Origin of the sequence: Phyllobacterium sp. (assembly GCF_037994425.1) — a bacterium.
GTDB lineage: Bacteria > Pseudomonadota > Alphaproteobacteria > Rhizobiales > Rhizobiaceae > Phyllobacterium.
The window spans coordinates 1-12,880 of record NZ_JBBNAM010000356.1 but is presented as its reverse complement, the minus strand read 5'-3'; the positions used below and the strand labels follow the sequence as shown (position 1 = coordinate 12,880).

At 58.5% G+C, this 12,880-nt stretch carries 18 protein-coding genes and 1 pseudogene; 14 read left to right on the top strand and 5 right to left on the bottom strand.

Annotated features, from left to right (window positions below; all coding sequences use genetic code 11):
* The 4 genes and pseudogenes from AAAB35_RS23760 to AAAB35_RS23745 form a co-directional block, all read left to right on the top strand.
* A pseudogene (locus AAAB35_RS23760) lies at nt 1-206 on the top strand (ABC transporter substrate-binding protein); the annotation flags it as partial.
* Nucleotides 207-293: 87 nt separating this feature from the next.
* A complete protein-coding gene (locus tag AAAB35_RS23755) occupies nt 294-956 on the top strand; it encodes an amino acid ABC transporter permease (RefSeq protein WP_340670754.1) in 663 nt (220 codons plus the stop codon).
* Between the two features lie 4 nt (nt 957-960).
* Nucleotides 961-1,623: an amino acid ABC transporter permease gene (locus tag AAAB35_RS23750; protein ID WP_340670755.1), complete on the top strand. Its 663-nt coding sequence runs from the start codon at nt 961-963 to the stop codon at nt 1,621-1,623.
* Between the two features lie 11 nt (nt 1,624-1,634).
* Nucleotides 1,635-2,402 carry an amino acid ABC transporter ATP-binding protein gene (locus AAAB35_RS23745; protein ID WP_340670752.1) on the top strand — a complete coding sequence of 256 codons (768 nt, stop codon included), beginning with the start codon at nt 1,635-1,637 and terminating at the stop codon, nt 2,400-2,402.
* Here the strand turns inward: AAAB35_RS23745 and AAAB35_RS23740 are convergent.
* The 3 genes from AAAB35_RS23740 to AAAB35_RS23730 all read right to left on the bottom strand — a co-directional run bounded on the left by AAAB35_RS23740 (nt 2,380) and on the right by AAAB35_RS23730 (nt 3,687).
* A complete protein-coding gene (locus AAAB35_RS23740; protein ID WP_340670751.1) occupies nt 2,380-2,787 on the bottom strand; it encodes a DoxX family protein in 408 nt (135 codons plus the stop codon). The genes AAAB35_RS23745 and AAAB35_RS23740 overlap by 23 nt on opposite strands.
* A 111-nt stretch (nt 2,788-2,898) precedes the next feature.
* Nucleotides 2,899-3,075 carry a Flp family type IVb pilin gene (locus tag AAAB35_RS23735; RefSeq protein ID WP_340670750.1) on the bottom strand — a complete coding sequence of 59 codons (177 nt, stop codon included), beginning with the start codon at nt 3,073-3,075 and terminating at the stop codon, nt 2,899-2,901.
* A 228-nt stretch (nt 3,076-3,303) separates the two neighbouring features.
* A complete protein-coding gene (locus AAAB35_RS23730) occupies nt 3,304-3,687 on the bottom strand; it encodes a hypothetical protein (RefSeq protein WP_340670749.1) in 384 nt (127 codons plus the stop codon).
* Nucleotides 3,688-3,903: 216 nt separating this feature from the next.
* Between AAAB35_RS23730 and AAAB35_RS23725 the strand changes: the two genes are divergently transcribed.
* The 6 genes from AAAB35_RS23725 to AAAB35_RS23700 are packed head-to-tail and all read left to right on the top strand — an operon-like array spanning nt 3,904 to nt 9,782.
* Nucleotides 3,904-5,259 (top strand): LLM class flavin-dependent oxidoreductase, encoded by a 1,356-nt coding sequence (locus AAAB35_RS23725; protein WP_340670748.1) that lies wholly within the window; start codon nt 3,904-3,906, stop codon nt 5,257-5,259.
* Between the two features lie 31 nt (nt 5,260-5,290).
* Nucleotides 5,291-6,175 (top strand): ABC transporter ATP-binding protein, encoded by an 885-nt coding sequence (locus tag AAAB35_RS23720; RefSeq protein WP_340670747.1) that lies wholly within the window; start codon nt 5,291-5,293, stop codon nt 6,173-6,175.
* Between the two features lies 1 nt (nt 6,176).
* On the top strand, nt 6,177-7,250 hold the full coding sequence (locus AAAB35_RS23715; protein ID WP_340670746.1) for an ABC transporter substrate-binding protein: 1,074 nt from the start codon (nt 6,177-6,179) through the stop codon (nt 7,248-7,250).
* A gap of 29 nt (nt 7,251-7,279) precedes the next feature.
* On the top strand, nt 7,280-8,125 hold the full coding sequence (locus tag AAAB35_RS23710) for an ABC transporter permease (protein ID WP_340670745.1): 846 nt from the start codon (nt 7,280-7,282) through the stop codon (nt 8,123-8,125).
* Entirely contained in the window at nt 8,125-8,910 is a 786-nt protein-coding gene (locus AAAB35_RS23705) for an ABC transporter permease (protein WP_340670743.1), read from the top strand. Before AAAB35_RS23710 ends, AAAB35_RS23705 begins: the two co-directional genes overlap by 1 nt.
* Before the next feature lie 11 nt (nt 8,911-8,921).
* Complete coding sequence (locus AAAB35_RS23700; RefSeq protein ID WP_340670741.1) at nt 8,922-9,782, top strand: NADPH-dependent oxidoreductase; 861 nt, start codon at nt 8,922-8,924, stop codon at nt 9,780-9,782.
* A 44-nt stretch (nt 9,783-9,826) separates the two neighbouring features.
* On the opposite strand, the gene AAAB35_RS23695 is transcribed toward AAAB35_RS23700, so the two are convergent.
* Nucleotides 9,827-10,651: a class I SAM-dependent methyltransferase gene (locus AAAB35_RS23695; protein WP_340670740.1), complete on the bottom strand. Its 825-nt coding sequence runs from the start codon at nt 10,649-10,651 to the stop codon at nt 9,827-9,829.
* Between the two features lie 521 nt (nt 10,652-11,172).
* Here AAAB35_RS23695 and AAAB35_RS23690 point away from each other — a divergent pair.
* The 4 genes from AAAB35_RS23690 (at nt 11,173) to AAAB35_RS23675 (ending at nt 12,490) form a co-directional block, all read left to right on the top strand.
* Nucleotides 11,173-11,637, top strand: coding sequence for a hypothetical protein (locus tag AAAB35_RS23690; RefSeq protein WP_340670737.1), 465 nt, complete (start codon nt 11,173-11,175; stop codon nt 11,635-11,637).
* Nucleotides 11,634-11,864, top strand: a complete 231-nt coding sequence (locus AAAB35_RS23685) for a hypothetical protein (RefSeq protein ID WP_340670736.1) — start codon at nt 11,634-11,636, stop codon at nt 11,862-11,864. The genes AAAB35_RS23690 and AAAB35_RS23685 overlap by 4 nt, the downstream gene beginning before the upstream one ends.
* Entirely contained in the window at nt 11,848-12,141 is a 294-nt protein-coding gene (locus tag AAAB35_RS23680; RefSeq protein ID WP_340670735.1) for a hypothetical protein, read from the top strand. The genes AAAB35_RS23685 and AAAB35_RS23680 overlap by 17 nt, the downstream gene beginning before the upstream one ends.
* A 127-nt stretch (nt 12,142-12,268) precedes the next feature.
* Nucleotides 12,269-12,490 carry a hypothetical protein gene (locus tag AAAB35_RS23675; protein WP_340670734.1) on the top strand — a complete coding sequence of 74 codons (222 nt, stop codon included), beginning with the start codon at nt 12,269-12,271 and terminating at the stop codon, nt 12,488-12,490.
* Nucleotides 12,491-12,500: 10 nt separating this feature from the next.
* On the opposite strand, the gene AAAB35_RS23670 is transcribed toward AAAB35_RS23675, so the two are convergent.
* Nucleotides 12,501-12,880, bottom strand: a 380-nt coding sequence (locus AAAB35_RS23670) for an alpha/beta hydrolase (protein ID WP_340670733.1), incomplete at its 5' end; no start/stop codon positions are given.

Below are 12,880 nucleotides of genomic sequence, written 5' to 3'. Positions count from 1 at the left end.
ACAAGGATGCGGGCTATGGCTGGAACCCGCAGACCTATGCCTGCGGCGTCAAGCGCGGCGATCAGGATTGGCTGAACTTTGTCAACACTGCCCTGCACGAAGCGATGACCGGCGTTGAATTTGATTTCTACGCCAAGTCGTTCAAAACCTGGTTCGGCAAGGATCTCACCCCGCCGCAGATCGGCTTCCCGGTCGAGTACAAATAATCGGATTTATAGGCGGCTCCGGACCAGTTCGGGGCCGTTTCCTTTAAAGGGCCGCATTTTGCCGCGGTTCCACCCAGCAGGAACGCAATGGGTTATACGCTCAATTTCGCTGCCGTCTGGCGCAGCTTCGACCTTCTGCTTCAAGGGCTGGCACTCAGCCTCGCCCTTGCCTTCGGTGCTATCCTCATCGGCGCCATCATCGGCCTGATCACCGCATTCGGGCTGATATCAAAGAATGGCCTCGTCAAGCGCCCGGCCGGCGCCTACGTCACGATCATCCGCAACACGCCGATCCTGGTGCTGGTACTGTTCAGCTATTTCGCGCTGCCGCAGCTCGGATTGCGCCTCGGCAAGATCGAGAGCTTCGTCTTCACGCTGGCGCTCTATTCGGGCGCCTATCTGGCGGAAGTATTCCGTGCCGGGCTTTTGTCGATACCGCCCGGTCTGCGCGAAGCCGGGCTTGCCATCGGTCTGACGGAGATGCAGATCCGTACCTCGATCATTGCGCCGCTGATGTTGCGCAACGTCCTGCCCTCGCTTAGCAGTACGATCATTTCGCTGTTCAAGGATACTTCGCTCGCCGCTGCGATTGCGGTGCCGGAACTGACCTTCGAGGCGCGCAAGATCAACGTCGAGAGCTTCCGCGTCATCGAGACCTGGATTGTTGCTAGCTGCCTTTACGTGTTCACCTGTTCGATCCTCGCCGCGCTGATGCGCGGTGTCGAGCGTCGCCTGTCTGTGCCGCGGTGAGATGATGGATATTGCCCATTTCCTCGATGTCCTCTGGCTTGCGCGCATGCCGATCTTGAAGGGCCTCGGCGTCACCATCTCCATTTCCCTTCTGGCCATTTGTTTTGGCACTTTGCTCGGCATCTTCGTCGGGCTCGCCCTGACCTATGGCGTGCGACCGCTGCGCTGGATAGTGCGCGGCTATACGGATTTCATTCGCGGGACACCGGTTTTGGTGCTCGTTCTTGCAAGCTATTACGTTCTTGGCACCATCGGGCTCGACCTTGGTCCGTTTCAGGCGGGCATCCTTGCGCTTGCAGTGTTTTGCAGCTCCCATGTCGGCGAGATCGTGCGCGGCGCGCTGCAGTCGATCCCCAAGGGGCAGACCGAGGCCGCCAAGGCCATCGGCCTGACCTTCCCGCAAACCTTCGCCTATGTTCTGGGGCCCCAAGCATTGCGCCAAGTTCTGCCGGCCTGGGTGAACACGGCGGCAGAAATGGTCAAGGCATCGACCCTTCTTTCCATCATCGGCGTCGCCGAACTTCTGCTGCGCACACAGGAGCTGATCTCGCGCTCGTTCATGAGCCTCGAGTTCTACTTCTTTGCCGGCTTTCTCTATTTCGTCATCAACTACGCCATCGAGCGTTTCGGCCGCTATGTCGAACGTAAGACCGCCGTTCCATCGTAAGGCATTTTTCGATGTCAAATCTTCTTGAAATACGCAATCTCCACAAAAGCTACGGCGATGTCGAAGTGCTGAAGGGCGTGGACTGCACCATGGCGCAGGGCGATGTCATCAGCATCATCGGTTCGAGCGGTTCAGGCAAGACGACGATGCTGCGCTGCATCAATATGCTGGAGGAATTCCAGGGCGGCTCGATCAGCATCGATGGTGAGGAGATCGGTTATGAAATGGTCGGCGGCCAGCGTCATCGCAAGAAGGAAAAGGAAATAGCCCGCCAGCGGGCGCTGACGGGCATGGCGTTCCAGCAGTTCAATCTCTTTCCGCACATGACCGCCGCACGCAATATCATGCTCGGGCTGATGAAGGTAAAGAAACTGAGCAAGGAGGAAGCGCGCTCCATCGCCGACAAATGGCTCGACCGCGTCGGCCTGCGTTCACGCGCCGATCATTTTCCCGGCCAGCTTTCCGGCGGGCAGCAGCAGCGCGTGGCGATCGCCCGCGCGATCGCGATGAACCCGAGGCTCATGCTTTTCGACGAGGTCACCTCGGCGCTCGACCCTGAACTCGTTAACGAAGTCCTGCAAGTCATTAAGGCCCTGGCCCAGGATGGCATGAGCATGCTGCTTGTCACCCATGAAATGCGCTTTGCCTATGAGGTCTCGAGCCGCGTCATCTTCATGAACAAGGGACGCATCGGCGAGGAGGGCAACCCGCGCGAAATGTTCCACAAGCCGCAAACCGAACGCCTTGCCGAATTCCTCAAGACCTCGAGTTTTGGCTGACGCGACCCTTTAGTGCGTCGAGGGACCATGCACCCGGACCGAACGCGACCAGGCCCAGAAACCCGCCGGCGATGGCAATGTTCTTGTTGAAGTTGATCACCTGTTCGAGATTGCTGAAATCGTTATGGAAAAGGAGCGCCGTCAGGAGACAAAACCCGGTAAGCGCGAGGGCTGCATAGCGTGTCAAAAAGCCCGCCGCGATCAAAAGTCCGCCGCCAAGCTCGGTCAGAATGACGAGTGGCAGTAGGCCGGGTGATACACCATTTGCTTCCATATAGCCTGCTGTTGCGCCATAGGCCGAGATTTTGCCCCAGCCTTCAACGACAAAAATATAGGCGAGACAAAGGCGCGCAACGAGCGCGATCGGAGCCTGCAATTTTTCCATCAATTCCTCCCAACGACCGAACTTTGTGAGGAACACGCAACTTTACGGCTTTATTCAAACGGAAAATAGCCAAAGAGCCTTGCCGATCAATGCGAACCCTCCTTAAAAAAACTACTTGCCAGCATCTGGCATCGTCGTGCCGAGGAGGTTGAAGGTCGAGCTCAAGTTGCCACCCAGCGTTCTTATGCCGGCGATGATGGCGACCGAGATCAGGGCTGCAATCAGGCCGTATTCGATGGCCGTTGCGCCAGATTCGTCCTTGAGGAAGCGTGCGAAGAGATTGCTCATGGTCATGTATCCCGGATGTCGTTTGCTGGCGTGAATTCGCTTAACCGTTTCGAACTAAAGTCACGCCCGTTTGTGGTCAAATTAAACATGGTTGATGAAATCTTAACATGCTTGGTAATAAACGCACTATTATTTGGGATACATATATTTATATTAATGTTTATTTTAACTTTACTAAAACTTTAACGAAGCGGGTCAAGTGCAGCGCCCCAATCGGCGATTGTTACCTCAAGGCAAGAACAAGGCGGCGAGGTTCTTCAGGATCGGCTGACGCTCGGAGAGCAAGCGGACCGTATCGATGACAATCGCTACAAACACGCCCGATCCCGTCGTGACGATCCCCCTGAGGAAGTAGCGGCTTGCCCGGTCATAGACGGATTTCTTCAAGGATTCGGTTCTGAGCAGCAGCGCCAGGGAACGCAGCTGCAGGCCCACGCCGATCGATATGAGAAAGAGGGTCGGCAAATCGGCGATTGTCCAGGGTATGGGGTTGCTGGCCCATTGGGTCAGGAACCCGAGGGAAAATGACAGGACGACACCGACGACCGTAATAGTGCCGTTGCGAAACACCGTTTCAATGAGATGCTCGTCGTGATCGTTGCGGTCCATCATCCCCCCTTAAACTTCAGTTTACCATGATATGCGGTCGGCGATGCGGGCAATCATTGGATGGACGCGGGCAGACGCCTATCGAAAATCAACCTCGCTGCGCAATTTGCCTGAAATCAATAAAACTCCGGACTCGCGTTTTTAAAGAATACCATTTCTGTCGAGATTAAAATTTGCGGCCTAGGCTTTTTGTTACAGCAGTGAACGAAAGGCGGATCGATGAGCAAGCGAACGGATCAGATCAAACTTGGAGCATTTCTCTATCCGACGGGGCATCATATCGCGGCTTGGCGTCATCCAGAGGCGCAAGCTGATGCCGGCTCGAACTTTGCCCATTATGCCACGCTTGCCCGGATTGCCGAAGCGGCAAAGTTCGACCTGATCTTCATGGCCGATGGTGTCGGAACAAGGGGCACGGATACGCAAGCCCTGAGCCGCACCGCCATCCGCTACGTCGCGCAGTTCGAGCCGCTCACCTTGCTGTCGGCGCTTGCTGCGCTGACAAGCCGGATCGGCTTTGTCGCAACCGCCTCCACGACCTACAACGAGCCCTACCACATCGCCCGCAAGTTTGCTTCGCTTGACCATATCAGCGGCGGGCGCGCCGGCTGGAATCTCGTCACTTCAGCCAGCGAAGACGAGGCGCACAACTTCAATCGCGATCATCACGTCGCCCATGCGCAGCGCTACGAGCGGGCCGAAGAGTTCGCCGACGTGGTGCGCGGTCTTTGGGACACGTGGGAAGAAGATGCCTTCCTGCGCGATAAGCAAAGCGGCATATACTACGATCCATCCAAGCAACACCTCCTCAACCATCGTGGCAAGCATTTCAAGGTGCGCGGCCCCCTCAACGTGGCACGGGCGCCGCAGGGTCACCCGGTCATCGTTCAGGCCGGATCGTCCGAGCCGGGCAGGGAACTTGCCGCGCGTACCGCAGAAGTCATTTTCACTGCACACCAGAACGCAGCCGATGCGCGCACGTTTTACAGCGACGTCAAGGGCCGGCTCGCCCGCTACGGCCGCTCGCCCGACACGCTCAAGATCATGCCCGGCATCTTCCCGGTCGTCGGCAAGAGCGAGGCGGAAGCCAGGGAAAAATTTGAGCAGATACAGGCGCTCATCCACCCGGCGGTCGGGCTCTCGCTTTTGAACGGCATGGCCGGCGATGTCGATCTGTCCAAGTATCCGCTTGATGGACCGCTGCCCGACGTCACCGAAACCAATGGCAGCAAGAGCCGGCAGAAGCTCATGGTGGATCTTGCCCGGCGTGAAAACCTGACGATCCGCCAACTCTACCTGCGCATCGCCGGAGCGCGCGGCCACTGGCAAGTGATCGGAACGGCGCGGCAGATCGTCGACCAGATGGAAGACTGGTTTGAGACGGGCGCGGCCGATGGTTTCAACGTGATGCCGCCGCATCTGCCGGTCGGCCTGACAGATTTTGTCGAGCACGTTATTCCAGAACTGCGCCGTCGCGGCCTCTTCCGCAGTGAATATGAAGGCAAAACGCTGCGCAGCCATCTTGGCCTGCGCGCGCCGCAGCACCCGGCGCTAGACAAGGTTGCAGCCGAATAAACGACCTCCTTTGGCGAAAGAAACCATCCCGATGACCAGCACAGCGCATCTGAAAATCAGTTCTGTCAGCCGGCATTTCCGTGTCAATGGCGCCGACCTTACGGCACTCGACCGTGTCAGTCTTGATGTCCGGGCAGGCGAATTCATTACCATCGTCGGCGCCAGCGGCTGCGGCAAGTCGACATTGCTGCGCCTCGGGGCAGGGCTCGATACCGGCCATGATGGCCGCATCGAACACGCGGGCAAGACAGTCACAGGTCCAAGCCTCGACCGCGGCATCGTCTTCCAGGAACCGCGCCTGTTTCCCTGGCTGACAGTGGAGCGCAATGTGGCGCTGGGGCTTGAGAACGCGCCCTTGTCGAAGGGGAAGAAGCAGGACCTTGTCGCCAAGCAGATCGCGCTCGTGGGCCTCACCGGATTTGAAAAGGCCTACCCGCACCAGCTTTCGGGCGGAATGGCGCAGCGCGCCGGGATCGCGCGCGGGCTCGTCAACCGTCCGGATGTCCTTTTTCTTGACGAGCCATTTGGTGCACTCGATGCCATCACCAAGGCGCGCCTTCAAGGCGAGTTGCAGGAGATATGGGCGCGCGAAAAGATCACCATGGTACTCGTCACCCACGATGTGGACGAGGCCGTCTACCTTGGGGAGCGCGTCGTCATCATGGCGCCGCGCCCAGGGCGGATCAGAAAGATCGTGCCCGTCGATCTGCCGCATCCGCGCGAACGTACCTCGGGCCGGCTTGCCAGTATCCGCAACCATGTCCTCGACATTCTCAACAGCACGAGCCGCGGCGATGAGCCGGGGACGAGCAGCAAAAAGCCGGTGCCATTGAAGCGCCCGGCAATCACGGCGGGCACGGGCAGGGGCGGCGCGCGGCCCGCCGCGCGTCCCATTCTTTCAACGACGGAGATCTGAAATGACGTTATCGCATCTTACCCGCCGCACGGTTATGGCCGCATTTGCCGCCCTGCTTTTGGCCAGGCCTGCCGTTGCCGAGCCCTTGACCATCCATGTCGGTTATGCGGCAATCGGCGTCGATAGCCGCCCCTATGCCGAGGGAACCTCGGCGGCAACGGCGCGGGCCGGCGAATATCTCGAAAAGGAATTTGCCAGCGACCCTGACGTCAGGATCGAATGGTTCTTCTTCAAGGGAGCGGGGCCCGCGGTCAACGAGGCCTTTGCCAACAATCAGCTCGACTTTGCCTACCAGGGCGACCTGCCATCGCTGATCGGTCGGGCCAATGGCCTGAAGACGAAGTATCTTCTGGCAAGCGGTGCCCGAAAGCCGCTTTACCTTGCCGTTGCCAGGGACGCGGCCATCAGCTCGGTCGCCGAGCTGAAGGGCAAGAAGGTCGCCTACCAGCGCGGCACCAATGGCCATCTGGCGGCGATCAAGATCCTTGAGGCCAATGGTCTTTCGGAAAAGGATATCCAGGTGATCAACCTCGACAGCGCCGGAACGGTCGCGGCATTGACGAGCCAGGACATCGATGCGGCATTTGGTGATACGCAGCTCATCAATCTTGCTGCCAAGGGTAACGCCAAGGTCATCTACACGACCAAGGGGGATGACCCGCGCTTTGGCCGTAACGCAGGTATCATCGGCCGCCAGGACTTCATCGACCGGTATCCGGACATCACCCAGCGCGTCGTCGATGCATTCGTCAAGGCAGCGCAATGGTCATCGGACGAGCCCAATCGTGCTGCCCTTTTCGAACTCTGGCACAAGTCGGGAACGCCGGTGCCGATCCTCGAGGATTACTTCAGCAATGACACGCTGGCCTACCGCAATTCACCCCTGATCGATGATCTTCTTGTTTCGCAGTATGAGGAACAGGCCATCAAGGCCAGGACGTTTGGCCTGATCCGCCGCGATGTGAGCACGCATGGATGGTTCGAACCGAAATTTCTGCAAGCTGCGCTGGTGAAGCTTAATCTTCAGAACTTCTGGCAGGCCTATGGCGCCAATGGCAAGCCACTCGGTTCCTGATCGACCCGCACCCCTTGGCAGCCGACGCAATGACGCTCTTGTCCGATAATTCCGCCGTGGCGCCGATACCGGCTCGAGAGCGGACCCCAAGGCGGCCATTGCGGCAAGTCGGTCTGGGGCTCGTGCGCGTTGCGGTTGCCCTCATCCTACCGCTTACGCTCATTGCTGCCTGGTGGCTCGCGTCCAGCCAGGGTTGGCTGCCCGAACAGATTCTGCCATCGCCCTCCTATGTCTATGCGACGGCAATAGAGATGATCTTATCAGGCGAAATTTTCTACCATACGGGGGTCAGCCTGCGGCGGGTGGTGGTCGGGTTTCTTTTCGGTGCCGCTTCAGGTCTTACGCTCGGCATGGCGATGGGACTGTCACGACGCGTCGACGACTATGTGCGACCCCTCTTCCTTGCCTTCGCCCAGATCCCGACACTCGGCTGGATACCGCTTTTGATGCTGATCTTCGGGATCGGTGAAACGCTGAAGATTATCGTCATTGCCAAGGGCGCTCTCGTCCCCATGACCTTGAACACAGCAGCCGGAATCCACTCCGTGCCGGCGAACTTCGTCGAGGTTGGTCATGCGCTGCGCTTCAGCCGCTGGCAGAGGCTGCGCCTGATCGTCCTTCCTGGCGCGGCACCATCCATATTCACCGGCATCCGCTATGGCCTGACGCATTCCTGGACCGCCCTCGTGGGCGTAGAACTCCTCGCTTCGTCCGAAGGGCTCGGCTATCTCCTGGTCTGGGGCCGCCAGATGTTCTGGCTCGATGTTGTGATCGTCGCAATGATCGCCATCGGCATTGTCGGGTTCCTGATGGACAAAGGGTTCGACGCGGCAGAAGACCGTGTGCAGCGCTGGAAGCAAAGGGAGGAGCATTGATGGCGGTCCCGCATGGTAACCGCGAGCGGGCGGTCAAACTGCGTCGCGGTCTGACACTCCCGATCCTCCTCCTTGTGCTGTGGGAAGTTTCGAGCCATGCCGGCTTCGTCGACCCGCGCTTCCTTCCCTCGCTCAAGGATGTGTTTTTGACGGCAAAACGCGAACTGATCGACAACAACCTTGTCGGCGAACTCGGCTTCAGCCTGTTTCGCAATATTGCCGGCTTCCTCGCCGGCTCGGGGCTTGGCGTTGCTTTTGCGACGCTCCTTGCCCTGTCGCGTACTGCCGACCGCCTCATCTTGCCCAGCTTCAACGCCCTGAAGCAGATTTCCCTGCTTGCATGGATTCCGCTTATCTCGATCTGGTTCGGTTTCGGCGAAAAGGCCAAGATTGTCTTCGTCGCGCTTGCGGCATTCATCCCGGTCGTCCTCAACACCTATGAAGGCATGTGCAACACACCGCGGGATCTGATCGAGGTTGGCGAGGCGCTGAAGTTCACGCGAGCCCAGCGCATTGTTCGCATCTTGCTGCCCTCGGCACTGCCATCGATCGCCACAGGTGTGCACCTGGGGTTGATCTATGCCTGGCTTGCCACGGTGGGCGCCGAATATTTTCTCGCCGTCGGACCCGGCATTGGCGGGTTGATCATTGCTGGTCGCGAGCGCTTTGACATGGCGCTGGTCATGGTCGGCGTGATCATTCTCGGGCTTGTCGGCTTTATTCTCAACCGGCTCGCCGGTAAGGTCGAAGCTCATCTCTTGCGCTGGCGCGTCAGCAACCATTGAAAGTAACCACGATGCCCGTTTCCGCAGCCGAGGCCATTGATGAAGATTCGCGCGATCGCCTGCAAAGGCTTTTGCAGCACCGATACGGCGAAAATCACCCACTCTCCAATGCGTGGCTTTCAACAGAGACCATCGATGTCCTGCTCGATCATCGCAGTGTGCGCTCCTATCTGCCGGAACCGGTGCCAGCCGCAGCCCTCGAACTTGCCATTGCGGCAGCACAATCGGCCTCGACATCGTCAAACCTACAGGCGTGGAGCGTGGTTGCGGTCGAAGACAGGGAACGCAAATCACGAATCAACGCGGTAGCCGGAAAGCAGAGGCAGATCGATCAGGCGCCGCTGCTCCTCGTCTGGCTCGCCGATCTGTCGCGGTTGCGTCGTATCGCCGAAGGGCAGGGCTCGACCTTTGACGGATTGGACTATGTCGAAAGCTTCCTCCTCGGCATCATCGATGCCGCGCTTGCTGCCCAAAATGCCCTGGTTGCCTTTGAGTCACTGGGTCTTGGAGGCTGCTATATCGGCGCGCTGCGCAACGATCCGCTCACTGTTGCCAGGGAACTCGATCTTCCCGCGCTCGTCTTTCCAGCCTTCGGCCTCACGATCGGCTATCCGGATCCGGCAATCAGGACCGATGCCAAGCCGCGTCTGCCGCAGGAAGCCATACTCCACCGTGAGCAGTATCGCCCGAACCCTAGCAGCGATGAACGCGACAACTATAATGCGACCTTGCGGGCCTTCCAGACGCTCCAGTCAATGGCGCAGATCGACTGGTCCGAGCAGGTGGCCCGGCGTATCGCAACGAAGGAAGCGCTCAAGAACCGCGACAAGCTTGGCGAAATCCTCAAGGATTTTGGTTTTGCGTTGAAGTGAAGACGCAAGCCCAATGGCTCGTCCGGTTTCGACCCTGCCGACACCTATCCCCGCGCAACGATCTCAATGGGTGCAATGAGGCCGTTCTTTAGTGCTTCAAATACATTTGCCAGGCGTATCGGGGCCGTCGGGCCCATGATTATCTGTCCGCCGAGGATGGGAGGTCCCTCCACCGCCGCCTTTTCCTGCATCTCCTTGACAAGCCTTAACGTCAGCTCGCGCCGGCTCGTCTCCGCTTCTATCTCAAAGTTTTGGGCGATCAACGCCTTTCGATAAAAGCCGGGTGTCTCGACAAAGCTCGTTGCGTTGCTCATTGCCCAGGGCATGGGATAAGTCAGCGACGCATCGCGCAGCCGCATGATGTCATAGACGGCAAAGCGCGCGCCCGGCTTCAACACGCGCCAAACTTCGGCAAACAGGGTATGCTTGTCTTCGATGTTCATGCCGACGTGAATCATGTAGGCGGCATCAAAACTGCCGTCGTCGAAGGGCAGGGCCAGAGCACTCGCCTGATGAAACTCGATCCGGTCGTCAAGGCCGCAGCGGTCTGTCAGTGCCCATGCCACATCGATGAATTCGTCGGTCACGTCGACACCGGTCACACGGCATTCATAGGTCTCGGCGAGATAGCGTGCCGGGCCGCCAATACCGCAGCCGACGTCGAGGAGGTGCATATTCGGTTCGATGCCCAAGCTCTTGCCAAGTTCGATGGTCGCGGGAAGCCAACCAAAATGAAACTCGTCAACCGGCGCAAGATCAGAAGCAGCAAGGTTATCGATGTCCTTGCCGCTCGCGGTCAGCGCCGCCAGTATCGCCTGCTCGAGCGAGCCGTGCGTATAGTGCCGGGCGACTTGTTCTTCAATGCTCATTAACGTTCCAATCGGGAAGAAAGCCGAGCAACGCGCTTATGAATTATACGCTGTCTGAGGTGGAAGCGATATGCGCTTACTTCAATATTGATCAGATCCAGGCAACCGGCGGGGCAACACCGATAAGCGCTGTCGACCCGATATATGGGGCACCGCAAGGGCCGATGTTTACGCCCTATATCGATCAGGTTTTGAAGCGCAACCAGATCGGCGTCTACGCCCAGGATCAATTGCGCTTTGGCGACGGCTGGCTCGGAAAATGTCCCGACCGGACCCTTCCTTGCGCAATACCGGGTGGGCGAGATCAATTCACGCGGCATCGAACTCGAGGCCCAGGCCAATATCCCCCTGTTATTGGAGTTAAGTGGGATTGTGCGAGACAAGTTCCTGACGAAAATTATTCATCTTGCTGGTGTAAGATGACCTCGCGCTGAAAGTACCAACATCTTGTGCCTATCGCCCGAACTTGCGCGCGTTCCCTTCGCCTTGAAGCATATACCCGCCGCGGATTTCTGTCTGGCATGGCCGCGACGCTTGTCGCTGCCACAACACCGCTTGGTACTTTCGCCCAGGCTCCCGCACAACCATTGAAAGTCCTGTTCCGGCAGCTGAAGCTCTTCGACGGAAAAACCGATACGGCGCGGTCCGGCGTTCAGGTTCTCGTCGAAGGCAACACGATTGCGTCGATCGATAAAAGCAACAGTCCACCCCCAACAGATGCCACCGTCATCGATTGCGGCGACCGGTTGCGGATGCCGGACTTGATTGATGCCCACTGGCATACGCTCTTTGCCGCTGTCCCCGTTCAAATCGCCACGACCGGCGATCCGGGTTCAATTTTCACCGCACCGACGGCGGAAGCAGAACGCACGCTGATGCGCGGATTCACCACGGTGCGCGATCTCGGCGGATCAGTCTTCACGTTCGAGCAAGCGATCGATAACGGGGGCATACCGGAACGCGCATCTTCCCATCGGGAGCGATGATCACGACGGCCGGCGGGCATGGCGATTTGCGCATGCTGTCAGAGATTCCGCGCAATCCGGCCCAACTGAGCCTGAGAAAAAAATCAGGCGACATGATTGCCGATAGCGCCGACGAGGTGAGGATGCGCGTGCGCGTGCCGCTGCTTCAGGGGTGCATCGCAGATCAAGCTTGTCGGCGGCGGCGTCTCTTCGCCGCGCAGTCCGCTGGACATGTCCACATTCAGTGAAGACGACCTTCGGGCTGGAATTTCAGTTGCGCTGGACTGGAGCACCTATGTAACCGTCCATGCCTATGCGCCAAACACCATACAGCAGGCCATTAACGCTGGTGCCGCCTGCATCGAGCATGCCCATCTCATGGATGACGACACGGCGCGGTTGATGGCGGACAAGGATATCTGGCTCAGCATCAGCCGTTTTTATCGCTCCAGGATTCGGTGCCTCTCACAGGTCCGAGCTTGGATCGGCTTCAAAGGTATTTGCCGGCACTCTCACCGCCTATGAATTTGCGCGTAAATACAACATCAAGACCGCGTGGGGTTCCGACATGCTATTCTCGCCGCAGATGACCGCGCGGCAGGGCACCATGCTCACGCATCTTAGCCGCTGGTAACTCCAATGCCGAGAGATATTGCGGCTGGCGACCTCGACAAATGCCGAGCTTCTTGCCCTTTCCAATCTGCGCAATCCCTATCCGGGCAAGCTCGGGTTGGTGGAGAAAGGTGCGTTCGCACACATACTCGTGGTCGATGTCAACCCACTTGAGAATATCGCCCTCATGCACGAGCCAGAGAAGAATCTCAGCGTTATCATGAAAGACGGCAGGATACACAAGAACACGCTTGCCTCATGAAGTGAGGGGTCTACCGACGCACGGCGCTTTCAAAAATGCGGATGGGGGCACTCAGGGCCGCTCCCGTCACGGTGCCGATCGTCTGGCCGGCTTCGATGGCGGTGGCACCAAAATTCCCGGCTGCGTTAGGATCGGCGTCAGAAAGGGATTGGCCGCGCAACAGCCGCTCGCCAAAGAGCCGCACCACTTCGGGGCTTGTAGCAAACTGCGTGTGGTTGAGACTGTCACCATTTCGCAGCGCAGTAAGATCATACACCGTAATCCCGGATGATGCCTTCAGTTGGGCTTTGTAGGTCTCATTCGTCAAGTCAACGCCGCCAACCCGCGTCACTTGACCGGAAATCAGGCGCGAAAGTCGCAGCGCGCGATCATTGGCCGATATGAAAATCG